Origin of the sequence: Enterobacter sp. T2 (genome assembly GCF_010692925.1) — a bacterium.
In the GTDB taxonomy this organism is placed as follows: Bacteria; Pseudomonadota; Gammaproteobacteria; order Enterobacterales; family Enterobacteriaceae; genus Enterobacter; species Enterobacter kobei.
In genome coordinates, this window is the sequence record NZ_CP048736.1 from 158,636 (window position 1) to 182,485 (window position 23,850).

Here is a 23,850-nt window from a genome sequence, read left to right on the forward strand (position 1 = left end):
GTCACCGTAATGTATATCGGGATCGATCTTGGCACGTCGGGTGTGAAAGCCATCCTGTTAAGCGAGCAGGGCGATGTGTTGGCTACGCAGACGGAAACGCTGCAGGTTTCACGTCCGCATCCGCTGTGGTCGGAACAGGACCCGGAGCAGTGGTGGCAGGCAACGGACCGTGCCATCAAGGCGCTAGGCGAGAAACACCCTCTGCGTGACGTCAAAGCGCTGGGGATTGCCGGGCAAATGCACGGCGCAACGCTGCTGGATAGCCAGCATCGCGTGTTGCGTCCTGCGATCCTCTGGAACGATGGCCGCTGTGCAGAAGAGTGTGCGCTTCTTGAGGAACGTGTACCCACCTCCCGCCAGATCACCGGCAACCTGATGATGCCCGGTTTTACCGCACCGAAACTTCTGTGGGTACAGCGTCATGAACCTGAGATTTTCCGGCAGGTGGCGAAAGTCCTGCTGCCGAAAGATTATCTGCGTTTTCGCATGACGGGTGATTTCGCCAGCGACATGTCTGACGCGGCGGGCACGATGTGGCTCGACGTGGCGAAACGTGACTGGAGCGAGGCGATGCTGAATGCCTGCCATCTGACCCGCGCCCATATGCCCGCGCTGTTCGAAGGTAGCGAGGTGACAGGCACGCTGCAGCCAGCCGTTGCTGAACGCTGGAATATGCCAGCCGTACCGGTGGTGGCCGGAGGCGGTGACAATGCGGCGGGGGCCGTGGGTGTCGGCATGGTGGAGGCAGGGCAGGCGATGCTGTCGCTGGGAACGTCCGGTGTCTATTTTGCCGTCAGCGACGGGTATCGCGGCAACCCTGAAAGCGCAGTGCACAGTTTCTGCCATGCCCTTCCGGGGAAATGGCATTTGATGTCAGTGATGCTCAGTGCCGCATCTTGCCTGGATTGGGCGGCAAGACTCACCGGCATGGCCGATGTTCCGGCGCTCATCTCCGCCGCGCAGCAGGCGGATGACACCGCGGGTACGATCTGGTTTTTACCGTATCTTTCCGGTGAGCGAACGCCGCACAACAATCCGGAAGCGAAAGGGGTGTTCTTTGGTTTAACTCATCAGCATGGCCCGGCTGAGCTGGCGCGTGCGGTTCTGGAGGGTGTGGGCTATGCACTGGCCGACGGCATGGACGTGGTGCATGATTGCGGCCTGAAACCGTCGAGCGTCACCCTGATTGGCGGCGGCGCGCGGAGCCCTTACTGGCGACAGATGCTGGCTGACATCAGCGGATTGCAGCTGGATTTCCGCACTGGTGGCGATGTCGGGCCCGCGCTCGGCGCCGCACGGCTGACACAGATAGCCATGAACCCCGAAAAACCGCTTTCACAATTGTTACCGCAGCTTCCGCTTGAACAGGCGCACTTGCCTGACGCAGCACGCCATGCCCGCTATGCGCAGAGGCGCGACGTGTTCCGCAAAATCTATCAGCAGCTGCTGCCGCTGATGTCGTAAACATCCGCCGGGTGGCGCTGCGCTGACCCGGCCTACCACTCCCCGTCCATCTGGCTAACTTACAAACCTGCGCGTATCGATTCTTTGCAGCAGCATCGACAGCAGCAGGCTGATGACCAGCGTGGCGGCAAAAATCCAGATGATATCCAGCACCGGCCAGCTCTTTAGCTCCACACCTCTTGTTCGCAGGGCGTGGATCACCAGCGCGTGAAAACCATAAATTCCGAGCGAGTGCCGCGAAATCACGCTCAGTACCGGGAGTGGCCGCGCGTTGAGCGTGTTTTTAACGAGCGTAAGCAGCGAGACGGCACAGAGAAACACCATCGGTCCGCAATACAGGTACCAGGTATCGGCAAAATTACCGCGCCATTGCAATTCGTGCAGCGTCCCGCGCGATATCACCGCCACGCCTGCGATAAACAGCAACGCAGAAAGCCAGTTCAGACTACGTTTTTGCGTCTCCATCATCCCGATGGCGCGCCCCAGCATGCCGTAAAGCACGTAATAGAAGGTATCGCCGTTGATATAGAGATTGACCGGCAACCATTCAAATCCGTCGATTTTCTGCGAGACCGTATTCGGGTTGGCGATGAGGCCAATCACCACCATCAGGGCCAGCAGCATTTTCCCGCTGACGTTTTTCACCTGAATAAGAGGAGAGACGAGATAGATAACGATAATGGCGAAGAAAAACCACAGGTGATAGAACACTGGTTTTTGCAGCAAATATTTGAGTGATAGCCCGGCGTTAATTGAGGTGAACAGGGTGATATAGAGCAAGGCAACGGCGCTGTAAAACCCCAGACAGGCCGCGATGCGGGTGAAGTGCCTCGGTTGCGCGCTACGTTCGCCAAAAAAGAGAAAGCCGGAAATCATAAAAAACAGCGGGACGCTGACGCGAGACGCAGAGTTGAGAATGTTGGCAATGTCCCAGTTAACAGAGCTGATGCTGTGCGCATTCGTGACATACCAGGTCGTCGTGTGGATCATGACCACCATCAGACACGCTATTCCTCGCAGGTTATCAATCCAGTTAATTTTTGACGCCATCAGTTCCTCGTGTTCCCTGTAAATGGAGTGTGACTGCCATTGTCCAAAAGTCTTCGTTTGGAAAATTCTGAGTTTTATCAGCAGGCTTGCCGGAAGACCGCGAGATTCGCAGAATGGCGGACCTTAATCTATAAAAGCTTTGATACTAAAAATAACAGCCACTGACCAGGACGGTAATAAAAATGATGATGAAGCGAGTGGCGTCACTCTTTCTGCTGCTCATGCTGGCAGGTTGCAGTACGCCACAAGAAGCACCTGTGCAAAAAGCACAGCAGGGCAAAATGAGCCCGGAACGTTCACTGAACATGGAGGCAATCTGTAAAGATCAGGCTGCACGCCGCTATAACTCGGCCGTTCAGAAGATTGATGTCACCGGATTTGAGCGCTTTCAGGGAAGCTATGAGCTGCGGGGCCATACGTCGCGTAAAGAGGGCTTTGTCTGTTCGTTTGATGCAGACGGCCAGTTTTTACACCTCTCCATGCGCTAGCCTGCTCGCATAATCAACAGCCAGACGTCGCCCACGTTCTGGCCTGAAGGCTTATTTCCCAATTTTCCCTAAACAACCCCGTTTCGTACTGTATATCTTGCAGCCAGCGGGTATACTGGTCCCTTCCATTTAAAACCACACGTATCCAGCACGAAATACTATGCAAAAGTTTGATACCAAGACCTTCCAGGGCCTGATCCTGACCTTACAGGATTACTGGGCTCGTCAGGGCTGCACCATTGTTCAACCTTTGGACATGGAAGTCGGCGCCGGCACTTCACACCCGATGACCAGCCTGCGCGCGTTGGGACCAGAGCCAATGGCGACCGCGTATGTGCAGCCTTCCCGTCGTCCGACCGATGGTCGTTACGGTGAGAACCCGAACCGTCTGCAGCATTACTATCAGTTCCAGGTGGTGATTAAGCCATCACCCGACAATATTCAGGAACTGTACCTCGGGTCGCTGAAAGAGCTGGGTATGGATCCAACCATTCACGATATCCGTTTCGTGGAAGATAACTGGGAAAACCCAACGCTGGGTGCCTGGGGTCTGGGTTGGGAAGTGTGGCTGAACGGCATGGAAGTGACCCAGTTCACTTACTTCCAGCAGGTTGGCGGTCTGGAATGTAAGCCGATCACGGGTGAAATCACCTACGGTCTGGAACGTCTGGCGATGTACATTCAGGGCGTAGACAGCGTTTACGACCTGGTCTGGAGCGACGGCCCGCTGGGTAAAACCACCTACGGCGACGTGTTCCATCAGAACGAAGTGGAGCAATCCACCTATAACTTCGAATACGCGGACGTGGACTTCCTGTTCACCTGCTTCGAGCAGTACGAGAAAGAAGCGCAGCAGCTGCTGGCGCTGGAGACTCCGCTGCCGCTGCCTGCTTACGAGCGTATTCTGAAGGCCGCCCACAGCTTCAACCTGCTGGACGCCCGCAAAGCCATCTCCGTGACTGAACGTCAGCGCTACATTCTGCGTATTCGTACCCTGACCAAAGCCGTTGCTGAAGCTTACTACGCGTCCCGTGAAGCCCTTGGCTTCCCGATGTGCAACCGAAACAAATAAGAGGCGGCCATGTCTGAGAAAACTTTCCTGGTGGAAATCGGCACCGAAGAGCTGCCACCAAAAGCCCTGCGCAGCCTGGCTGAATCTTTTGCTGCGAACGTGACCGCCGAGCTGGATAACGCTGGCCTGGCGCACGGTAAAATTGAGTGGTTTGCTGCGCCGCGTCGTCTGGCGCTGAAAGTGGCAAATCTGGCGGCGTCTCAGCCGGATCGTGAAGTCGAAAAACGTGGCCCGGCTATTGCCCAGGCGTTCGACGCGGAAGGCAAGCCGAGCAAAGCGGCTGAAGGCTGGGCGCGCGGTTGCGGCATCACCGTTGACCAGGCCGAGCGTCTGACCACCGACAAAGGCGAGTGGCTGCTGTATCGTGCGCATGTGAAAGGCGAGAGTGCAGAAGCGCTGCTGCCGGACATGATTGCCACGTCGCTGGCGAAATTGCCGATTCCTAAGCTGATGCGCTGGGGCGCGTCTGACGTCCACTTCGTGCGTCCGGTCCATACCGTGACCCTGCTGCTGGGCGACACCGTTATTCCTGCCACCATTCTGGGCGTGGCGTCCGATCGCGTGATCCGTGGCCACCGCTTTATGGGTGAGCCGGAGTTCACCATCGACAATGCCGACCAGTATCCGCAAATCCTGTTGGAGCGCGGCAAGGTCATTGCTGACTACGAACAGCGTAAAGCCAAAATCAAAGCGGACGCGGAAGAGGCGGCGCGCAAGATTGGCGGTAATGCCGATCTGAGCGACAGCCTGCTGGAAGAAGTGACCTCTCTGGTTGAATGGCCGGTGGTGCTGACCGCGAAGTTCGAAGAGAAATTCCTGGCCGTTCCGGCAGAAGCGCTGGTGTACACCATGAAGGGTGACCAGAAGTACTTCCCGGTCTATGCCAACGACGGCAAACTGCTGCCAAACTTCATCTTTGTCGCCAACATCGAATCGAAAGATCCGATCCAGATTATCTCCGGTAACGAGAAGGTCGTTCGTCCGCGTCTGGCGGATGCCGAGTTCTTCTTCAATACCGACCGTAAAAAGCGTCTGGAAGATAACCTGCCGCGTCTGCAGACCGTGCTGTTCCAGCAGCAGCTGGGTACGCTGCGCGACAAGACCGACCGCATTGCGGAGCTGTCCGGCTGGATCGCCCGCGAAATTGGTGCCGACGTCAACCATGCGACCCGTGCGGGCCTGCTCTCCAAGTGCGACCTGATGACCAACATGGTGTTCGAATTTACCGACACCCAGGGCGTGATGGGCATGCACTACGCGCGTCACGATGGCGAAGCGGAAGACGTGGCTGTGGCACTGAACGAGCAGTATCAGCCGCGCTTTGCGGGTGACGAACTGCCGTCCAACCCGGTCGCCTGCGCCGTGGCGATTGCCGACAAGATGGACACCCTGGCGGGTATCTTCGGTATCGGCCAGCATCCAAAAGGGGACAAAGACCCGTTTGCGCTGCGTCGTGCTGCGCTGGGCGTGCTGCGCATCATCGTTGAGAAGAACCTGAACCTCGATCTGCAGACACTGACCGAAGAAGCGGTGCGTCTGTACGGCGACAAGCTGACCAACGCGAACGTGGTGGACGACGTTATCGACTTTATGCTCGGTCGTTTCCGCGCCTGGTATCAGGACGAAGGTTACACCGTTGACACCATTCAGGCGGTGCTGGCGCGTCGTCCGACCCGTCCGGCTGATTTCGATGCGCGTATGAAGGCGGTTTCCCACTTCCGTACGCTGGAAGCGTCATCTGCGCTGGCTGCGGCTAACAAGCGTGTCTCCAACATTCTGGCGAAATCCGACGAAACGCTGAACGAACGCGTGAACGCCGCAACCCTGAAAGAGCCGGAAGAGATTGCTCTGGCGATGCAGGTTGTGGTGCTGCGCGACAAGCTCGAACCGTACTTCGCGGAAGGCCGCTACCAGGAAGCGCTGGTGGAGCTGGCGGAACTGCGTGACGTGATCGACGCCTTCTTCGAGAAAGTGATGGTGAACGTAGAAGATAAAGACCTGCGTATCAACCGTCTCTCTATGCTCGAAAAACTGCGCGAGCTGTTCCTGCGCGTGGCGGATATTTCGCTGCTGCAGTAATGTGCACGCTGTCATAAACATGTGAGCCGTCTTTCTTGCCGGGTGGCGCTACGCTTACCCGGCCTACATTGTGTAACGGGTTGCACGTTTCATTGTAGGCCCAAGCGTAGCGCCGCCGGGGGAAACTGACAAAATGCACTTTGCCAGCAGTTTGAAAACCCGCTTCGGCGGGTTTTTTTATGGGGCTTTTGTAGGCCGGATAAGCGCGGCGCCTTCAGGGTATCGGCAAAGTAGTCCTTCCCAAAGGGCTGAGGGAGTATAAGTCGCCCAAAATTTAACCTTGAAACCTTCAACACATTACCGTTATCCTTACCCTCGTTAAATTTCTCGCGCTGGAGTGCCCCCCAAAAATGAACAAACACGACTGATGAATTTCGATCCTTGCTAAACGCCACCGCGTCGGCAGGGGATGTTTTGATTTCATTCAGGAGTGCTTATGGCTCATTTAGCGCAGTCCCCTTCTTTTATTTTGCATCAGGTCACCTGTCAGTTTGCGACGGGGGATATCCTTTTTGGTCCGCTGAATCTTTCTCTGGAACCGTCTCTGTGCGCGCTGGTGGGCCGCAACGGCAGTGGGAAAACACGTCTGCTGCGCCTGCTGGCGGGGCTTGATGAACCCGCAAACGGGCATATCGAACGAACCGGAACACAGGTTTATGTGGCGCAGCAGCAGGATATTTTGCCACACACGACGCTGGCTGAATTGCTCGGGTACGAGGCAATCTTCGCGGCGCGAGCGCGTGTCGACAGCGGAGAGTATCAGCCTGACGATCTGGAAACGCTTGATGGCTTCTGGGATTTAGCAGAACGCCTGAGCGAGGCGTTTGCCCGGGCGACACTGTCGCCGTTTGATCCGGATAAGCCAGCCGCTGAACTCAGCGGTGGCGAGCGTGTCCGCGCGTTGCTGTGCGGGGCGTTTACGGCGCAAGCGGATTATCTGCTGCTGGACGAACCCACTAACCACCTGGACCGGCAAGGCCGGACATGGTTCTACGACCAGCTTGCCCGTTATCAGGGCGGTGTACTGGTGGCCTCCCATGACCGTGAGCTGCTGGCGCAGGTGCCGCGCATTCTTGAACTGAGTGGCGCTGGTCTTCGCAGCTATGGCGGGAATTATGCGGATTATCAAACCCAGCGCGATGCTGAGCAACAGGCTGCCCGCGCGGCGCTGGAGCACGCGGCGACGGCGCGCAAACGTACCCGCGCGCGCATGCAGAAAGAGCATGACGACAGCCAGCGGCGGTCGGCAAAAACATTACGCACCGTCGATACCCTCAATATCGCATCGTTCGAACGCGTCAAATATAAAGGCGCGGCAAAGGAACGTATTGGCAGCTGGAAAAAGCAGCATAACGAGCAAAATGATGCCCTGAACGCTGCCGTAAACAAGGCGCGTGAGCGGGTTGAAGACGATAACCCGGTGATGTTTACCCTGCCGGGGAGTCAGATTCCGGAAGGAAAACAGGTGCTGGTGATGGAAAATCTGGTGCTGCCGCATGTGCCCGTTCCCCCACTCAGCTGGCGGATGGATGGTCCGATGCGCGTGGCGTTAAAAGGACCAAACGGCTGCGGGAAGTCGACGCTGTTAAAAGCGATTCTCGGCGAAATCAGCCCGCGTTCAGGGACCTGCAACGTTTCCGTCAGCTGCGCTTATCTCGATCAACATCTGTCCCGGCTCGATCTCTCGCAGTCGGTCATGACCCACCTCAACCTGGGCAATACGCCCCTTGAAGAGGGGGTATTACGAACCCGTTTAGCGCAGCTTCAGTTGGGGGCCGATAAAGTCGCGCTCCCGCTGGCGGAACTGAGCGGCGGTGAGCGTCTTAAGGCGGCACTGGCATGCGTATTATGGCGTGCTGAGGCCACGCAGCTCCTGTTGCTGGATGAACCGACCAACCATCTGGATCTGGCCTCGGTTCAGGCCATTGAAGCGGCATTGGCCGGTTTTCCGGGAGCTCTGCTGGTGGTGTCTCACGATGACGCTTTTTTACAAGGGTTAACGTTGTCGCACGAGATGATCTGGGAAGAGGCGGGCTGGCGTTGCGAAAGCCTTTAAACACAAGCCCCCGCGAAGGCGGGGGCGTTCAAACGTCACTACGCTATCTGTTTGCTGAGTGCAGGGTTGGCCTGAATCAGGCGCATCAGCTTTAACTCGGTTGGCGTGGGTCTCTCACGTTTTGACTCCCACTCCAGCACCATCGCTACGCTGACACCCATCGCTCTGGCGAATTCTTCTGTCTTCAGACCTGTCCCTTTGCGCAATTGCTCATATTCTGTAAAGGGATTGGCTTTTTGTTGCAGGGTAATCGTCTGCGGTACATCTTTAAAAATGATCTGTTCCAGACTGCTCAGCAGCTCAAACTCAGGATCTTTATATTCCATTGAGAACTCCTCTTAAATCTCACATCGTGATCAAGAACATCAGAGAGCCAATTAAGAATAGTCCCTAATACAAACCCAGGATCGTCACGGGTGTGATTAATCGTGCGGTAACGATCGCTTTATCCGATTCAGCTATATGGATAGTTATGCTAATTACCTGATTAACCATAAGGAGGGCCCGTCAGGTATTTTTTTGTAAATGATAAGAAATAAATCGGCAATAGGCGTTTTACATGAAAAGAGTATCTTGCAAGGCTGACCTGGACTATCCTTGTAAGCCGTCGGGCACGCGTGTGCCGGTGTGCGCTTTTTTGGGTGAAAGGAGTAATAAAATGGCGACAGGAAAGTCCTGCTCTCGCTGGTTTGCGCCTATTGCGGCGTTGTTGATGGTTGTTAGCCTGAGTGGGTGTTTTGATAAAGAAGGCGATCAGCGCAAAGCGTTTATCGATTTTCTGCAGAATACAGTGATGCGCAGCGGCGAGCGGTTACCGACGCTGACTGCGGATCAGAAAAAACAGTTTGGTCCCTTTGTGTCCGATTACGCCATTCTTTATGGGTATTCACAGCAGGTGAGCCAGGCGATGGATTCCGGTATCCGCCCGGTCGTGGATAGCGTAAACGCCATCCGCGTTCCACAGGATTATGTGACTCAGCGTGAACCGCTGCGCCAGTCCAACGGTGCGCTCGGCGTGCTGAGCCAGCAGCTACAGAATGCGAAAATGCAGGCTGATGCGTCACGTTCTGCGCTGAAGCAGGGTGACGATCTCAAACCGGTCTTTGACAAAGTGTATGAGAAAGTGGTGACCAAACCGTCTGAAGCACTGCAACCGCTGATTCCGGCCGCGCAAATTTTCACGCAGCAGCTGGTTCAGGTGGGTGACTTTATCGCCCAGCAGGACACTCAGGTGAGCTTTGTTGCCAACGGCATCCAGTTCCCGACTTCGCAGCAGGCAAGTCAGTACAATACGCTGATTGGGCCACTGGCCTCCCAGCATCAGGCCTTTAGCCAGGCCTGGAGTGCCGCCGTCACGGCCACAGAATAAACCGGAAAAACCCCGCGTCAGGCGGGGTTTTTTTATGCATTGCGAAAATAACGCTTGTCATTCCTCTACCACATCGGTATAACTATTCCCGTCGGTTTGTTACACAGACCTAAAGCAGTTTAGTAAAGCAGTCCAGATTGTTATCCATAGATACCCTTCGTTGTGACCCTTCCTTCATCGCTTAAAAATCTGTAACGCAATCCATCAAGCCGGAAGGCACAATATATTTGTTAATTAAGGTAATTCTATGTCTGCTAAAATGACTGGTCTGGTAAAATGGTTCAACGCTGATAAAGGTTTCGGCTTCATCACTCCTGACGATGGCTCAAAAGACGTGTTCGTACACTTCTCTGCTATCCAGAACGATGGCTACAAATCTCTGGACGAAGGTCAGAAAGTGTCCTTCACCATCGAAAGCGGCGCTAAAGGCCCAGCAGCTGGTAACGTTGTAAGCCTGTAAGCTTCCAACCCAGTAGCACAAAATTCAAAAACCCGCCTTCTGGCGGGTTTTTTCGTTTCTACTGTTGGATCTGCGGGTTAACGCAGTTTTTATCCACTTTTCCACTCAGCGCGGCAATCAGGTTGTCCACTGCGGTAGCCGCCATGTTGTAGCGCGTCTCGTGCGTGGCAGAGCCGATGTGGGGCAGGGCGACGACGTTTGGCATTTTCAGCAGTGGAGAATCCACCGGCAGTGGCTCCTGCTCAAACACGTCCAGACCGGCGGCGTGGATCTCGCCATTTTGCAGGGCTTCAATGAGCGCCTGCTCATCCACCAACGGGCCACGACCTGCGTTGATAAAAATGGCGGATTTCTTCATTTTTTCAAATGCGGATTTGCCAATCAGGTGACGTGTTTCATCCGTCAACGGCAGGATCAGGCAGACAAAATCGGCTTCCTGCAACAGCGTATCCAGCTCACAGTAACGCGCGTTAAAACGTTCTTCCGCTTCACCGTGGTGACGGCGCGCGTTGTACAGTATCGGCATGTTGAAACCAAAATGCGCGCGCTGTGCCAGCGCCAGCCCGATACGTCCCATACCCACGATGCCCAGCGTTTTTCCGTGAACATCCACGCCGAACCAGTCCGGGCCAATGCTTTTTGTCCATTCGCCTGCTTTAACGCGCTCGGCCACTTCAACCACGCGACGGGCGGTGCTGAGCACCAGCGCCATCAGCGTGTCGGCCACGGTTTCCGTCAGGGCATGCGGCGTGTGCATCAGCAGGATTTTGCGGGCGCTCAGGGCATCCACGTCGAAGTTGTCATAACCTACTGAAACAGTTGAAGTAGCACGAAGCTTCGGCATTTTCTCCAGCAGGGCGATGTCCACTTTCTCGCTTGAACCCAGCAGGCCTTCGGCGCTGGCGAACGCATCGGCATGCTGTACCACGGTCTCCGGACTCAGGTTTTTCACCTGCGTGACGGTGAAGTGCTCTTCCAGGCGTTTCTGCAGATCTTCCGGCAGTGCTTTATACAAAATGACGGACGGCTTCATGCTAATCTCCGTTGATTTTTAAGGATTCAGGCGTGGCGTGCGCCGACGGGGTGCTGTTGATTATTAGCAGGCTTAACAATCAGAGTAAGCCACACGGAGGCAAAAAGCGCCACCCCCATAAAGATGTACGATGCGGATGGGCTGCCGGTGGCTCCGTTCAGGTAACCAACAAACCAGGAGCCGCAGAACGAACCCAGCGCGCCCATGCTGTTAATTAATGCCATGGCACCGCCCGCCACGTTACGCGGCAGCATCTCCGGGATGATGGCAAAGAATGGACCGTACGGGGCGTACATGGCGGCACCGGCAATGACCAACAGGGTATAAGAGGCCCAGAAGTGATTCGCGCCCACCGCCCAGGAGCCGATGAAGGCAAAAGCAGCAATCAGCAGCAGCGGCCAGACGAACACCTTACGGTTTTGCAGCTTATCCGACGCCCAGGAGGCGACGATCATGGCGATGGTCGCAGCAAGATACGGTACGGACGAGAGCCAGCCCACTTCAACCATGCCGAGATTCTCACCGCCGCTGCGGATGATCGACGGCAGCCACAGCACAAAACCGTACACGCCGATACTCCAGGTAAAATACTGCGCGCAGAGCAGGATCACGTTACGGGAGCGGAAAGCTTCACCGTAGTTACGTACCGCCTTCAGACCCTGCTGTTCTTTATCCAGCTGCGCCTGGAGCGCCGCTTTTTCATCTTCGGAAAGCCATTTCGCCTGGGCAGGTTTATCTTTCACCAGCACCCACCAGCAGAAGGCCCAAATCACTGCCGGAACCCCTTCGATGATGAACATCTCGCGCCAGCCGAAGGACTGGATCAGGTAGCCGGAGACCACCGACATCCACAGTACGGTGACCGGGTTACCGAGGATCAGGAAAGTATTCGCGCGTGAGCGTTCAGATTTGGTAAACCAGTTGCTGATGTAAATCAGCATCGCGGGCATGACCGCCGCCTCAACGACGCCAAGGATAAAGCGAATGGCGGCCAGGGCAGGAATATTGTTCACCACGCCGGTAAGCGACGCACAGGCGCCCCACAGGATCAGACAAATGAAGATCAGCTTACGCACGCTGCGGCGTTCGGCGTAAATAGCACCGGGGATCTGGAAGAAGAAATACCCCAGGAAGAAGAGGGCGCCCAACAGGGATGAGACGCCCTTAGTGATCCCGAGGTCTTCGGTGATCCCCGCCGCGGATGCGAAACTGAAGTTGGCACGATCAAGGTACGCCAGGCTGTACGTGATAAACACGATTGGCATGATGTACCACCAGCGTTTTACTGCATTGGTCGAACTGTTCATAGGCTTGCCTCTGTTGTTGAGGTTGTTACCGCCGTTGTCTGTAGGGTACACGGTGGTTTAATTATTGGGTGCGGCCTGTGGCCCTCACCCTGGCCCTCTCCCACGGGGAGAGGGAATTTACATGCCGAGCTGTGCTCGTGTCGGTAATCCTTCGCTGTCGCCCTGCACCTGAATGGCCAGTGAGCCAATCTTGTTGCCTCGTGCAACCGCCTGCTGCAGCGGTTTGCCTTCCAGCAGCGCGCTAATGACGCCCACGGCAAAGCCATCGCCCGCGCCGACGGTGTCGACGACGTTCTCGACCTTCACCGCCGCGACCGCGCCTTGCTCGCCTTCGGCTGTTTTAAACCATGCGCCATCGGCGCCGGTTTTCAGCACCACCGCTTTTACCCCTTTATTCAGGTAGAAGTCAGCAATGCCTTCCAGTGTATTTTCGCCGGTCAGGATCATCCCTTCTTTCAGGCCCGGCAGAACCCAGTCCGCCCTGAATGCCAGCCGGTTAAGCTTCTCGATCATTTCCGCTTCGCTTTTCCACAGCACCGGGCGCAAATTTGGATCGAAAGAGATCGTTTTGCCCAGCGACTTCATGGTTGTTGCCGCATGATCCAGCAGCGAATACGAGCTGGCAGAGAGTGCCGCCGCCACGCCGCTCAGGTGCAAATGGCGCGCGGAGGCAAAATAATCGGCGTGGTAATCTTCTACGGAGAGATGGCTGGCGGCCGACCCTTTACGGAAATACTCCACGATGGGATCGGTTCCATTTTCAACTTTAGACTTAAGCTGAAAGCCGGTGGGGAAGCGTCCGTCGAGCGTGACGCCTGCGGCATCAATCCCCTCTTTTTTCAGCGAATCGAGAACGAAGTGGCCAAAGCTGTCATCGCCCACGCGGCTGACCCAGCCGACGTTCAGGCCCAGACGCGCCAGGCCGGTTGCGACGTTCAGCTCTGCGCCCGCCACGCGTTTGATAAAATGCTCTACCGCGCTCAGCTCGCCCGTTTCGGTGGCGACAAACATCGCCATGGCTTCGCCAATCGTGATGACATCCAGCGTCTTGTGCATGATTTACTCCTCGCGCAGCAGGTTGACGTAATGGCGGGTAACGGCGGTTAAATCCGCCCCTTCCAGCGGGAACTCGATACCGCGCGGGGCATCGGCAGGCAGCTGGCCAAGCAGATCCAGCCAGCGGGAATCGGCACTATCCGGCGCGACGGCGCGAAAGTTATCTTTATGCGGAACGGCGGCTTTAACGTGGATATAGCTCACGGCAGGCGCCAGATGACGCGCGGCCTCTTCCGGGGAGTCACCGACCCACAGCCAGTTGCCCATGTCAAAAGTCAGCGTGACGGGAAGCGCCCTTTCGCGACAGGCGGCCTGAAAGCGTTGCATCGGTGCAAGCTGGCCGCAGTCGGTCTGATCGTTTTCCACAACCAGCGCGATACCGCTGGTATTGAGCAGAGTACGTAAGGCATCGAGAGGCTGCGTGTCGCTAAAATGGCCCAGGGAAACCTTCAGCCACAGCGCGTTCAGGGTGCTGGCTTCTGAGAGATACCGCGGCAGGTCCGGGTTGAGGGTGCCATCGGGCATAAACAGGGCGGCAGGTGCTGAGTAACACGCCAGCAGCCCCAGAAGCTCAATGGACTCACCGAGCGCAGGCAGCGCCAGTAACTCTTCGCTATTGAACAGCTCGCGGCGGATCTCCACGCCGTCGGCGCCTGCACCCGCAATAACGGGAAGCATCGCCCGCTGACCGCCCGCCTGTCGCACCTGCTCCGCGCCATACGCGGCGGTGACCACCATGATTTTCCTGCCCATCTTCGGACTCCATCGCAACATATCAATACTATTACGCTAGATGGAACCGGTTCCAAAGAAAAGCTCAGGATGTCGAATTTATGATCGCTATCACAAGGGGAAATTAACGTGCGGTGGAGCCGCGGACGATCAGCTCGCCGGAGAAGACCTGCTCGCGTACGGCCTCACTGGTGCCTTCAATACGACGAACCACTTGTTCTACAGCAGCATAGCCAATCTGCCAGGTGGGCTGTTTGAGGGTGGTAATGCCGACGCCAGCCAGCTCCGCCCACTCCAGTTCATCAAACCCCAGCAGACCGATATCGCTGCCCCAGTGCAGGCCAATACGCTTGAGTGAGCGGGCAACCTGCAGGGTTAGTGCCCCGTTGGCGGAGATAACGGCTTTGCGCATCCCGCGATGGCGCGTGTGGAACTGGCGTAGGGTATTGTCGAGCTGATCGGCTTCGTGAAGCGGCGTTTCGGCATTTTCGGCGATCACGCCGGGATAACGCGCCAGCGTGGCACGAAATGCAGCCAGCCGATCGCGTCGGGTATTTACCATGCCCAGCGGTTCGCTCAGAAAGAGAATCGCCTCGAAACCTTGTTCAATCAGATGCTCGGTCGCGGTCGTGGCAGCCTGGGTGTTATCCAGCCCGACCACATCGCAGGCGAATTCCGGGATTTTACGGTCGATGAGGACCATGGGCAGGGAGGATTGCTGCAGACGGTTCAGCCCCTCTTCACGCATGCCCACCGCGTTGACCACAATCCCTTCCACCTGGTAGCTGCGCAGCAGATCGAGATAGTGCAACTCCTGGTCGACCTCATTGTTGGTATTACAGACCAGAGGCGTAAAACCTTTTTCGCGGCAGGCGGCTTCGATACCGCTGAGCACGTTTACAGAGTAGGGGTTAGTGATATCCGCGATGATAAGTCCGATAAGGCGGGTGCGGCCACGTTTGAGCCCGCGGGCCATCAGGCTGGGGCGGTAGTCGAGATCGGCAATAGCCTGTTCAATACGCGCCAGCAATGCATCGGACAATAGATGTTTCTCGCCGTTAAGGTAGCGCGAAATGCTGGTTTTACCGGTTCTGGCGGCTTTCGCCACGTCGCTGATGGTGGCCCGGGCTGGTTTGCTCATCGCTGATTTCCCTGAATTTAGTGAGAATACCTTAACGGGAAAATCGGACGAATCAAGTAATTTGCCCGGTGGCGCTGCGCTTACCTGGGGTGCGGTCTGGTGCCCTCACCCCAACCCTCTCCCACGGGAGAGGGAGAAATGCGATTACTGAATTGGACTCAACGTAATCTCTACGCGACGGTTCTGCGCTTTACCTTCCGCCGTGCTGTTGCTGGCGATAGGGTTGGCAGGGCCCATGCCGCTGGTGCGGATGCGGTTCGCTTCCACACCCTGGGCGATCAGCGAGCTGGCAACGGAATCCGCGCGCTGCTGTGACAGACGCATGTTCAGATCCTGGCTGCCGGTGCTGTCGGTGTAGCCAATCACGTTCACGGCGGTCTTGTTGTACTCTTTCAGCACCATCGCCACGCCGGTCAGCGTGTTCGCACCCGCTGGTTTCAGCGTTGCGCTGCTGCTGTCAAAGGTCACGTTATTCGGCATGTTCAGAATGATGTTATCGCCGCTGCGCGTCACGCTTACGCCGGTTCCCTTCATTTTGTCACGCAGTTTTGCTTCCTGCACGTCCATGTAATAACCGACGCCGCCGCCCAGTGCTGCCCCCGCCGCTGCGCCAATCAGCGCGCCTTTACCGCGGTCTTTTTTGGAGGAGGAGAGTGCTCCAACGCCTGCGCCGACCAGCGAGCCGATACCTGCGCCGATGCCGGATTTACCCGCTTCGCGCTCACCGGTGTAAGGGTTGGTTGTGCAGCCAGAAATAGCCAGTGCACCGCTCACCAGAGCGGCAATAACGAGTACGCGTTTTTTCATCTTCTTTCCTTAATCCTTTTTATTCTTTGCCACGGCGTGCGTGGCAGTTGATTATGACGTCCAGATACGGAGAAAATTCCGGGTATAACTCTGAAATTTGTGACAAACCATAAACGGCCTCAGCAAGAAGGCCGTAAAACCTGCACGCAACCAGGAGCGCACGCTTGAGCACCTCAACGAAAACCATTCTGACCGCCGCCCACTGGGGGCCGATGCTGGTCGAAACCGATGGCGAAAATGTTTTGTCGTCCCGCGGGGCACTGCCAACACAACATCCCAACTCTTTACAGACCGTCGTTCGCGATCAGGTGCATAGCAAAACGCGCGTGCGCTGGCCGATGGTGCGTAAAGGTTTTCTGGCTTCGCCGGACAAACCGCAGGGTATTCGCGGCCAGGATGAGTTTGTTCGCGTGAGCTGGGATGACGCGCTGGCGTTGATCCACGCCCAGCATAAGCGCATCCGCGAACGTTACGGCCCATCGTCCATTTTTGCCGGATCTTACGGCTGGCGTTCAAACGGCGTGCTGCATAAGGCGTCGACGCTGCTGCAGCGTTACATGAGTCTGGCGGGCGGTTATACCGGACATCTGGGAGATTATTCCACTGGCGCTGCGCAGGCGATCATGCCGTACGTGGTCGGCGGCAACGAAGTTTACCAGCAGCAGACCAGCTGGCCGCTGGTGCTGGCGCATACCGATGTGGTGGTGCTCTGGAGTGCCAACCCGCTTAACACGTTGAAAATTGCCTGGAATGCCAGTGACGAGCAGGGTATTGGCTATTTCGACGTGCTGCGCAAAAGCGGCAAGCGCATCATCTGCATTGACCCGATGCGCTCTGAAACCATGGATTTCTTCGGCGACAGAGCCGAGTGGATTGCGCCGTATATGGGCACCGACGTGGCAATGATGCTGGGTATCGCCCATACGCTGCTGGAGAACGACTGGCACGACAGTGACTTCCTCACCCGCTGCACCTCCGGCTTTGACCAATTTGCCGACTATCTCACGGGGCAATCCGACGGGGTGGCTAAAACCACAGAATGGGCGGCAGGAATTTGTGGTGTTTCTGCTGACAAAATTCGCGAACTGGCCGCGTTATTCCATGACAACACCACGATGTTAATGTCCGGCTGGGGGATGCAGCGCCAGCAGTTTGGCGAGCAGAAGCACTGGATGCTGGTCACGCTTGCCGCCATGCTCGGGCAGATCGGTACGCCGGGCGGCGGTTTTGGTCTCTCCTATCATTTTGCCAACGGCGGAAACCCAACGCGCAAAGCGGCGGTGCTGGCTTCTCTGCAAGGTTCGGTGGCGGGCGGCGTGGATGCCGTGGATAAAATCCCGGTGGCGCGAATCATTGAAGCCCTGGAAAACCCGGGCGGTTTTTATCAGCACAACGGTCTGGACCGCCATTTCCCGGATATTAAATTTATCTGGTGGGCGGGCGGGGCGAACTTCACGCACCATCAGGATACCAATCGCCTGATCCGCGCCTGGCAAAAGCCGGAGCTGGTGGTGATTTCCGAGTGCTTCTGGACCGCTTCGGCCAAACATGCGGATATTGTGCTGCCGGCGACCACGTCGTTTGAGCGTAACGATCTCACCATGACCGGCGATTACAGCAACCAGCATATGGTACCGATGAAGCGCGTTGTGGCGCCGCGCGATGAAGCACGTGATGATTTTGACGTGTTTGCTGAACTGAGCGAGCGGTGGGAAGCGGGCGGTCGTGAACGTTTTACCGAAGGGAAAACGGATCTGCAATGGCTGGAGACGTTTTACCAGATCGCCGGGCAGCGCGGCGCAGCGCAGGGCGTAACGCTGCCGCCATTTTCTGCGTTCTGGGAAGCGAACCAGTTGATCGAAATGCCGGAAAGCGAACAGAACGCGCAGTTCGTCCGTTTCGCTGATTTCCGCCGCGACCCGGAGAACCATCCGCTGAAAACCGAGAGCGGCAAGATTGTGATCTACAGCGAGCGCATCGCCAGCTTTGGCTATGCCGATTGCCCGCCACACCCTTCCTGGCTGGAGCCGGACGAGTGGCACGGCAACGCCCAGCCGGAGCAGCTGCAGGTGTTATCTGCTCATCCCGCACATCGTCTGCACAGCCAGCTTAACTACTCCTCACTGCGCGAGCAGTATGCGGTCGCCGGGCGAGAGCCGATCACGCTGAATACCCATGACGCTAAAGCCCGCGGGATTGCGGACGGCGATGTGGTGCGCGTCTGGAATCATCGTGGTCAGGTGCTGGCAGGGGCGGTGGTCAGCGACGGGATTAAACCGGGCGTGATCTGTATTCACCAGGGCGCATGGCCCGATCTTGAGCCTGCCGAGGGGGGATCTGTAAAAACGGGGCGGTTAACGTGCTGACCAAAGATCTCCCCAGCTCGAAGCTGGGGAACGGTTGTGCAGGGAATACGGCGCTGGCCTGGGTCGAGAAATACCAGGGGCCTGAGCTTACCTTAACGGCGTTTGATCCGCCTGCCAGCTCATAATCCAGGTCGGGTGCTGGGTATCGTCCTGCCAGGCGCTGTCTTCGATGCGAAAGCCCTGTGCATGATAGAAATTCACCGCCCGGACGTTTTTCTGATAGACCTCCAGGCTTAAATGCGGGAAGCGCTGTTGAACATGGTTCAGCAGCGCGCCTCCAATACCTTGCCCGATATACGTTGGCCTGACGAACAGCGCCCCCACAAACTGCGACTTTATAATGCTAATAAAACCACGCAGCGTACCGTCCTCTTCCCACACCCAGGTTTCCGCTGCAGGGAGGTAGACCTCCCGCACCATGGCTTCGTTCTCCTTCCAGTAGCTTGCGCTGATGAACGGGTGCGCTTCGGTGGTGCTTTCAAGCCACAGGCTCAGGAGCGGATCGGCATTGTCACTTTGCCACTTGCGGATCATGTTGCCTCCCCGGATGACAGAAGCAGCCGGTAACATGGTCATTGACCAGGCCACAGGCCTGCATAAAGGCGTAGCAGATGGTGGAGCCGACAAACTTAAAGCCGCGCTTTTTGAGGGCCTTAGAGAGCGCGTCCGACTCCGGCGTGGAGGCCGGGATCTCCGCCAGCGAGGTGGCCTGAGTGAGCTGCGGCGTGTTATTCACAAACGACCAGACAAACTCAGAGAAGGGCTCGCCGTTTTGCTCCATCGCCAGGTAAGCGCGGGAATTGCCGATGATGGCCTGGATCTTACCGCGATGGCGGATGATGCCAGCATCCTGCACCAGGCGTTCTACGTCTTCATCGGTCATGGCGGCGACGGCGACGGGGTCGAACTGGTGGAAGGCGTTGCGGTAGTTTTCACGTTTCTTCAGTACCGTTATCCATGACAATCCCGCCTGCTGTCCCTCAAGGCAGATCATCTCAAAGAGTTTTCTGCCCTCCGTCTCCGGCACGCCCCATTCCCGATCGTGATAGTCGATATAAAGCTGATCCTGGCTTACCCAACCGCAACGTTCCATCCGTTATCTCCCTTACTGATGCTGATTTCGCAAAATTTTCATTCCGTCTGTCTTGACGTGCCTGGTATAAAGACAATAGTTAATACAGGGCCATATGCCCGCTAAACGCTTCCTGAATAACGACAAATATCGCCGAATTCGGCTCTCTCTGGGGTCGCTTTGATGATGATAAAAAAATCAGTGGTCGCCATGCTGTTTCTGGCCTGGTGGGGATTTCAGCCTGCCTGTTGTTTTGTCATACAGCGTCTGCCTGGCAACAGGAATATATCGTTTCAGACGCCCAAAATAATACGGCGGAACGCTATACATGGGACGCGGATCACCAACCGCGTTATGAAGATATTCTTGCTGAGCGTATTCAGTCTTCGCAAAATTTGCCTGGGCTTGCCCTGGCTGTACCTTCAGGCGCCACCACGGACGCGGCGATGAGCCTGGGCTGGAATTTTCCGGTTTCAGCGCGGATAACCACCGGTCCGGTGATGTCCTGGCGGTATGACGGCTCGACGCCGATGATGATCAATGAGTTTGGCGATAGCGCGACGACGCAGACGCTCGCCGATCCGCTCTGGCATGCCAGCGTGAGCACGCTAGGCTGGCGCGTAAATACTCAGTACGGCGATCTTCGTCCCTGGGCGCAGGTGAGCTATAACCAGCAGTTTGGTGAAAACCAGTGGAAATCGCAGTTTGGCATGCCGCAAACGCCGGCCCCTGCTCAAAACGGTAGCTGGATGGATGTCACTGTTGGAACGGATATGCCTTTTAATACGCACATGGCGGCGTATGCGTCGCTGGCTCAGGGGGAACGCACCACGACCGGTGAAGAGTTTCTCTATACTCTGGGGGTGAGTGCGAATTTTTAATGTTGTTACTTTTTTAAACGTAGTGATAACATCTCGGAAACAATAACCACGGGCTTTACAGCGATAGCAGGTACTAACCTGCTGTCGCTTTGTTCCCCGACAAGGTCATTCATTCCCGATTCCAGGCATTTCATTCCGTTCCTCCTGCATTTCATGCCGTTTTACCCCATCACCGATAGGGTTTTGTTTATCGTTGTCCTTAGCGAATTCTTCTAATTTCTGTTGCAGGACAACGGCCATGAACACATCAACTTATAACCGTACGCGCTGGCTCACGCTCTTTGGCACCATCGTCACCCAGTTCGCGCTGGGATCGGTCTATACCTGGAGTCTGTTTAACAGTGCGCTTTCCGACAAACTTGGCGCACCGGTCAGCCAGGTGGCGTTTTCTTTTGGTCTGCTGAGCCTGGGACTGGCGATCTCGTCTTCCGTCGCGGGCAAGCTGCAGGAGCGTTTTGGCGTGAAGCGCGTGACCATGGCGTCCGGCATTTTGCTCGGTCTGGGCTTCTTCCTGACGGCGCATTCCAGCAACCTGATGATGCTGTGGCTGAGTGCTGGCGTCCTGGTGGGCCTGGCAGACGGTGCGGGCTATCTGCTGACGCTGTCGAACTGCGTGAAGTGGTTCCCGGAGCGTAAGGGGTTAATCTCCGCCTTTGCCATTGGTTCTTATGGCCTGGGCAGCCTCGGCTTTAAGTTTATTGATGCCCATCTGCTGGCGTCCGTTGGCCTCGAAAAGACCTTCATGATCTGGGGTGCCATCGTGCTGGTGATGATTCTGTTCGGTGCCACGCTGATGAAAGATGCCCCGCAGCAGGAAGTGAAATCCGTTAACGGCGTGGTGGAGAACGACTTTACGCTGGCGCAGTCCATGCGTAAACCGCAGTACTGGATGCTGGCGGTGATGTTCCTGACGGCCTGCATGAGTGGTCTGTACGTCATTGGCGTGGCGAAAGATATCGCCCAGGGAATGGTGAAACTGGATGCGGCAACCGCGGCGAATGCGGTGACGGTTATTTCCATCGCTAACCTGTCTGGTCGCCTGGTGCTGGGGATCTTGTCCGACAAGATTGCCCGTATCCGCGTCATTACGATAGGGCAGGTGGTCTCTCTGGTGGGGATGGCGGCGTTACTGTTCGCCCCGCTGAATGAAGCGACATTCTTTGCAGCAATTGCCTGCGTGGCCTTTAACTTTGGCGGCACCATTACCGTCTTCCCGTCGCTGGTAAGCGAGTTCTTTGGGCTGAATAACCTGGCGAAAAACTACGGGGTTATCTATCTCGGCTTTGGGATCGGCAGTATCTGCGGCTCGCTGATTGCCTCGCTGTTCGGCGGGTTCTACGTGACCTTCTGCGTGATATTTGCTTTGCTGATTATTTCGCTGGCACTGTCCACGACGATTCGTCAGCCGCAGCGTGAAGTCTATAAAGAAGCGCATGCCTGATTTAATGAAGAGAGGCCGCAGGGCCTCTTTTTTATCTCTGCATTGCCTTCGGACTTGTTATTTTGTAAAAATCTTCATCGATCACATTCTCTGCTGCCACTTTTCTTTCCCGCTGTGGTCTACTTATCGCGCTTGTGGACCTTTCTGATAACGGTTTCTCTCGCACCAACTTACTCTGTCTGCTTTCTCGATGAGATTCGGCGGGTCTTTATACCCCTTCCCCCAGGGTTGTTTGCATGAAATATATTAGGTCTCTTACCCAGCAACGATTGTGTCTGATGCTGGCTGTCTATATCGGTTTGTTTCTGAATGGCGCGGTGCTGTTCAGAAGAGTGGAAGGTTATTTTGAACACCTCACCGTAAGAAATGGAATTTTTGCCGCGATTGAAGTGTTTGGTTCCGTTCTGGCAACCTTCTTCCTGTTACGCCTGCTCTCACTTTTTGGCCGACGTACCTGGCAAATTCTGGCCTCGCTGGTGGTGATTATCTCCGCCGCTGCAAGCTATTACATGACGTTCATGAACGTCGTCATCGGGTACGGTATCGTGGCGTCGGTGATGACCACGGATATCGATCTTTCAAAAGAGGTGGTCGGTAAAGGCTTTATCGTCTGGACGGTGTTAACCTGCCTGATCCCGCTCTTCTTTATCTGGAGTAATACCTGCCGCTATACCTTATTACGCCAGTTGCGTACGCGCGGACAGCGGGTACGCAATATCGTTGTCGTTTTACTGGCCGGACTGCTGGTATGGGCGCCTATTCGCTTAATGGAAAAACAGCAAAAACGAATTGAAAAAGCGACGGGCGTTGATATGCCAAGTTATGGCGGTGTAGTGGCTAACTCGTATCTGCCGTCTAACTGGCTCTCGGCATTAGGTCTTTATGCCTGGGCACAGGCGGACGAATCGAGTGATGTGAAATCGCTGATTAACCCGACAAAAAAATTCACCTATCAGGCACCTGCTGATGGACTGGATGATACTTACGTCGTGTTTGTTATCGGTGAAACAACACGCTGGGATCATATGGGTATTCTCGGTTACGACCGTGATACCACACCAAAACTGGCTCAGGAAAAGAACCTGGTGGCCTATCGCGGCTACTCTTGCGATACCGCGACGAAGCTCTCATTGCGCTGTATGTTTGTGCGTGAAGGCGGTGCGAGTGATAACCCACAACGCACGCTGAAAGAGCAAAACGTGTTTGCTGTGCTGAAGCAGCTTGGTTTTAGCTCCGATCTCTTCGCTATGCAAAGTGAAATGTGGTTCTACACCAATACGCTGGCGGATAACATCGCGTACCGTGAGCAGATTGGCGCCGAGCCCCGCAACCGCGGTAAAAACGTCGACGATATGTTGCTCCTTGAGGAGATGTCTGAGTCTCTGAAGAATCATCCGCAGGGCAAACATCTCGTCATTCTGCATACAAAAGGGTCACATTACAGCTATTACCAACGTTACACGCGCGACTTTGCAAAGTGGCAACCTGAGTGCGTCGGTATTAATAAAGACTGCAGCAAGCAGGAACTGATCAATGCCTACGATAACTCGGTACTGTATGTTGATACCTTCCTGAGCCGCGTGATTGACCAGCTGCGCGACAAGAAAGCGATTGTTATCTATGCGGCAGATCACGGTGAATCCATCAATGAGAAAGAGCATTTGCACGGTACACCGCGCAAGCTGGCACCGCCGGAGCAGATCCGCGTGCCGATGATTATGTGGATGTCGGATAAGTATCTGGAAAACCCTGACAAAGCCGCAATGTTTGCTCATCTGAAAAAAGAGGCGGAGATGAAGGTGCCACGTCGCCACGTTGAACTGTACGACACCATTATGGGTTGTCTCGGCTATACCTCACCAAATGGTGGAATTAACGAAAACAACAACTGGTGTAAACTGCCTGATAGCACCGCAAAAGCCGCGCAGTAGCGGCTCTGGCGAGAATATCGCCAGTTGAATAGCTTTTTGAAAATA

Annotated in this window: 20 protein-coding genes and 1 pseudogene; 11 read left to right on the plus strand and 10 right to left on the minus strand. The window is 55.9% G+C overall.

Features of this window, described 5'->3' with window-relative positions; genetic code table 11:
- Nucleotides 1-9: 9 nt before the first annotated feature.
- Entirely contained in the window at nt 10-1,464 is a 1,455-nt protein-coding gene (gene xylB, locus G0034_RS00775) for a xylulokinase (protein WP_179120423.1), read from the plus strand.
- Between the two features lie 54 nt (nt 1,465-1,518).
- On the opposite strand, the gene G0034_RS00780 is transcribed toward xylB, so the two are convergent.
- Entirely contained in the window at nt 1,519-2,514 is a 996-nt protein-coding gene (locus G0034_RS00780) for an acyltransferase (protein WP_045282188.1), read from the minus strand.
- Nucleotides 2,515-2,696: 182 nt separating this feature from the next.
- On the opposite strand from G0034_RS00780, the gene G0034_RS00785 reads away from it, so the two are divergent.
- The 4 genes from G0034_RS00785 to G0034_RS00800 all read left to right on the plus strand — a co-directional run bounded on the left by G0034_RS00785 (nt 2,697) and on the right by G0034_RS00800 (nt 8,209).
- Nucleotides 2,697-3,002, plus strand: a complete 306-nt coding sequence (locus G0034_RS00785; protein ID WP_014882040.1) for a YsaB family lipoprotein — start codon at nt 2,697-2,699, stop codon at nt 3,000-3,002.
- Between the two features lie 160 nt (nt 3,003-3,162).
- A complete protein-coding gene (glyQ, locus tag G0034_RS00790; protein WP_003860141.1) occupies nt 3,163-4,074 on the plus strand; it encodes a glycine--tRNA ligase subunit alpha in 912 nt (303 codons plus the stop codon).
- 9 nt (nt 4,075-4,083) lie between these two features.
- Entirely contained in the window at nt 4,084-6,153 is a 2,070-nt protein-coding gene (gene glyS, locus G0034_RS00795) for a glycine--tRNA ligase subunit beta (RefSeq protein ID WP_014882041.1), read from the plus strand.
- Between the two features lie 436 nt (nt 6,154-6,589).
- Entirely contained in the window at nt 6,590-8,209 is a 1,620-nt protein-coding gene (locus G0034_RS00800) for an ABC-F family ATP-binding cassette domain-containing protein (RefSeq protein WP_071922714.1), read from the plus strand.
- A 38-nt stretch (nt 8,210-8,247) separates the two neighbouring features.
- Here G0034_RS00800 and G0034_RS00805 read toward each other — a convergent pair whose 3' ends face one another.
- Complete coding sequence (locus G0034_RS00805) at nt 8,248-8,535, minus strand: HTH-type transcriptional regulator (protein WP_014882043.1); 288 nt, start codon at nt 8,533-8,535, stop codon at nt 8,248-8,250.
- Nucleotides 8,536-8,867: 332 nt separating this feature from the next.
- Here G0034_RS00805 and G0034_RS00810 point away from each other — a divergent pair, with 332 nt between their 5' ends.
- Both G0034_RS00810 and cspE read left to right on the plus strand, forming a co-directional pair.
- The gene (locus tag G0034_RS00810; RefSeq protein ID WP_014882044.1) at nt 8,868-9,578 is read left to right on the plus strand and encodes a DUF3053 domain-containing protein; all 711 of its coding nucleotides are present in this window, start codon (nt 8,868-8,870) and stop codon (nt 9,576-9,578) included.
- Between the two features lie 247 nt (nt 9,579-9,825).
- Nucleotides 9,826-10,038, plus strand: a complete 213-nt coding sequence (gene cspE, locus G0034_RS00815) for a transcription antiterminator/RNA stability regulator CspE (RefSeq protein WP_003860775.1) — start codon at nt 9,826-9,828, stop codon at nt 10,036-10,038.
- A gap of 58 nt (nt 10,039-10,096) precedes the next feature.
- Here cspE and ghrB read toward each other — a convergent pair whose 3' ends face one another.
- The 6 genes from ghrB to G0034_RS00845 all read right to left on the minus strand — a co-directional run bounded on the left by ghrB (nt 10,097) and on the right by G0034_RS00845 (nt 16,114).
- A complete protein-coding gene (gene ghrB / locus G0034_RS00820; RefSeq protein ID WP_087529157.1) occupies nt 10,097-11,071 on the minus strand; it encodes a glyoxylate/hydroxypyruvate reductase GhrB in 975 nt (324 codons plus the stop codon).
- Between the two features lie 26 nt (nt 11,072-11,097).
- The gene (locus tag G0034_RS00825) at nt 11,098-12,378 is read right to left on the minus strand and encodes an MFS transporter (protein WP_023331751.1); all 1,281 of its coding nucleotides are present in this window, start codon (nt 12,376-12,378) and stop codon (nt 11,098-11,100) included.
- Between the two features lie 117 nt (nt 12,379-12,495).
- On the minus strand, nt 12,496-13,434 hold the full coding sequence (locus G0034_RS00830; RefSeq protein WP_023331752.1) for a sugar kinase: 939 nt from the start codon (nt 13,432-13,434) through the stop codon (nt 12,496-12,498).
- A 3-nt stretch (nt 13,435-13,437) separates the two neighbouring features.
- Nucleotides 13,438-14,187 (minus strand): sugar phosphate isomerase/epimerase family protein, encoded by a 750-nt coding sequence (locus G0034_RS00835; RefSeq protein WP_179120424.1) that lies wholly within the window; start codon nt 14,185-14,187, stop codon nt 13,438-13,440.
- A gap of 103 nt (nt 14,188-14,290) precedes the next feature.
- Nucleotides 14,291-15,307: a LacI family DNA-binding transcriptional regulator gene (locus G0034_RS00840; RefSeq protein ID WP_014882049.1), complete on the minus strand. Its 1,017-nt coding sequence runs from the start codon at nt 15,305-15,307 to the stop codon at nt 14,291-14,293.
- Nucleotides 15,308-15,451: 144 nt separating this feature from the next.
- On the minus strand, nt 15,452-16,114 hold the full coding sequence (locus G0034_RS00845) for an OmpA family lipoprotein (RefSeq protein WP_045134441.1): 663 nt from the start codon (nt 16,112-16,114) through the stop codon (nt 15,452-15,454).
- A gap of 212 nt (nt 16,115-16,326) precedes the next feature.
- Here G0034_RS00845 and G0034_RS00850 point away from each other — a divergent pair.
- Nucleotides 16,327-18,605, plus strand: a pseudogene (locus G0034_RS00850) (molybdopterin guanine dinucleotide-containing S/N-oxide reductase).
- On the opposite strand, the gene G0034_RS00855 reads toward G0034_RS00850, so the two are convergent.
- Nucleotides 18,568-19,014: an N-acetyltransferase gene (locus tag G0034_RS00855; RefSeq protein ID WP_032635359.1), complete on the minus strand. Its 447-nt coding sequence runs from the start codon at nt 19,012-19,014 to the stop codon at nt 18,568-18,570. The pseudogene G0034_RS00850 and the gene G0034_RS00855 sit on opposite strands and share 38 nt — an antisense overlap.
- Nucleotides 18,992-19,573: a DNA-3-methyladenine glycosylase I gene (gene tag / locus G0034_RS00860; protein ID WP_179120425.1), complete on the minus strand. Its 582-nt coding sequence runs from the start codon at nt 19,571-19,573 to the stop codon at nt 18,992-18,994. Before tag ends, G0034_RS00855 begins: the two co-directional genes overlap by 23 nt.
- Before the next feature lie 227 nt (nt 19,574-19,800).
- Here tag and G0034_RS00865 point away from each other — a divergent pair, with 227 nt between their 5' ends.
- The 3 genes from G0034_RS00865 to eptB all read left to right on the plus strand — a co-directional run bounded on the left by G0034_RS00865 (nt 19,801) and on the right by eptB (nt 23,805).
- Entirely contained in the window at nt 19,801-20,433 is a 633-nt protein-coding gene (locus G0034_RS00865; RefSeq protein WP_244249357.1) for an autotransporter domain-containing protein, read from the plus strand.
- A gap of 238 nt (nt 20,434-20,671) precedes the next feature.
- Nucleotides 20,672-21,874 (plus strand): L-lactate MFS transporter, encoded by a 1,203-nt coding sequence (locus G0034_RS00870; RefSeq protein ID WP_014882054.1) that lies wholly within the window; start codon nt 20,672-20,674, stop codon nt 21,872-21,874.
- Nucleotides 21,875-22,110: 236 nt separating this feature from the next.
- Nucleotides 22,111-23,805 carry a kdo(2)-lipid A phosphoethanolamine 7''-transferase gene (gene eptB / locus G0034_RS00875; protein WP_179120426.1) on the plus strand — a complete coding sequence of 565 codons (1,695 nt, stop codon included), beginning with the start codon at nt 22,111-22,113 and terminating at the stop codon, nt 23,803-23,805.
- Nucleotides 23,806-23,850: the final 45 nt, after the last annotated feature.

What these genes read in the sequence shown, in the direction of transcription:
- xylB (WP_179120423.1), top strand. Translation starts at nt 10, where the DNA reads ATGTATATCGGGATCGATCTTGGCACGTCGGGTGTGAAAGCCATCCTG.
- G0034_RS00780 (WP_045282188.1), bottom strand. Translation starts at nt 2,514, where the DNA reads ATGGCGTCAAAAATTAACTGGATTGATAACCTGCGAGGAATAGCGTGT.
- G0034_RS00785 (WP_014882040.1), top strand. Translation starts at nt 2,697, where the DNA reads ATGATGATGAAGCGAGTGGCGTCACTCTTTCTGCTGCTCATGCTGGCA.
- glyQ (WP_003860141.1), top strand. Translation starts at nt 3,163, where the DNA reads ATGCAAAAGTTTGATACCAAGACCTTCCAGGGCCTGATCCTGACCTTA.
- glyS (WP_014882041.1), top strand. Translation starts at nt 4,084, where the DNA reads ATGTCTGAGAAAACTTTCCTGGTGGAAATCGGCACCGAAGAGCTGCCA.
- G0034_RS00800 (WP_071922714.1), top strand. Translation starts at nt 6,590, where the DNA reads ATGGCTCATTTAGCGCAGTCCCCTTCTTTTATTTTGCATCAGGTCACC.
- G0034_RS00805 (WP_014882043.1), bottom strand. Translation starts at nt 8,535, where the DNA reads ATGGAATATAAAGATCCTGAGTTTGAGCTGCTGAGCAGTCTGGAACAG.
- G0034_RS00810 (WP_014882044.1), top strand. Translation starts at nt 8,868, where the DNA reads ATGGCGACAGGAAAGTCCTGCTCTCGCTGGTTTGCGCCTATTGCGGCG.
- cspE (WP_003860775.1), top strand. Translation starts at nt 9,826, where the DNA reads ATGTCTGCTAAAATGACTGGTCTGGTAAAATGGTTCAACGCTGATAAA.
- ghrB (WP_087529157.1), bottom strand. Translation starts at nt 11,071, where the DNA reads ATGAAGCCGTCCGTCATTTTGTATAAAGCACTGCCGGAAGATCTGCAG.
- G0034_RS00825 (WP_023331751.1), bottom strand. Translation starts at nt 12,378, where the DNA reads ATGAACAGTTCGACCAATGCAGTAAAACGCTGGTGGTACATCATGCCA.
- G0034_RS00830 (WP_023331752.1), bottom strand. Translation starts at nt 13,434, where the DNA reads ATGCACAAGACGCTGGATGTCATCACGATTGGCGAAGCCATGGCGATG.
- G0034_RS00835 (WP_179120424.1), bottom strand. Translation starts at nt 14,187, where the DNA reads ATGGGCAGGAAAATCATGGTGGTCACCGCCGCGTATGGCGCGGAGCAG.
- G0034_RS00840 (WP_014882049.1), bottom strand. Translation starts at nt 15,307, where the DNA reads ATGAGCAAACCAGCCCGGGCCACCATCAGCGACGTGGCGAAAGCCGCC.
- G0034_RS00845 (WP_045134441.1), bottom strand. Translation starts at nt 16,114, where the DNA reads ATGAAAAAACGCGTACTCGTTATTGCCGCTCTGGTGAGCGGTGCACTG.
- G0034_RS00855 (WP_032635359.1), bottom strand. Translation starts at nt 19,014, where the DNA reads ATGATCCGCAAGTGGCAAAGTGACAATGCCGATCCGCTCCTGAGCCTG.
- tag (WP_179120425.1), bottom strand. Translation starts at nt 19,573, where the DNA reads ATGGAACGTTGCGGTTGGGTAAGCCAGGATCAGCTTTATATCGACTAT.
- G0034_RS00870 (WP_014882054.1), top strand. Translation starts at nt 20,672, where the DNA reads ATGAACACATCAACTTATAACCGTACGCGCTGGCTCACGCTCTTTGGC.
- eptB (WP_179120426.1), top strand. Translation starts at nt 22,111, where the DNA reads ATGAAATATATTAGGTCTCTTACCCAGCAACGATTGTGTCTGATGCTG.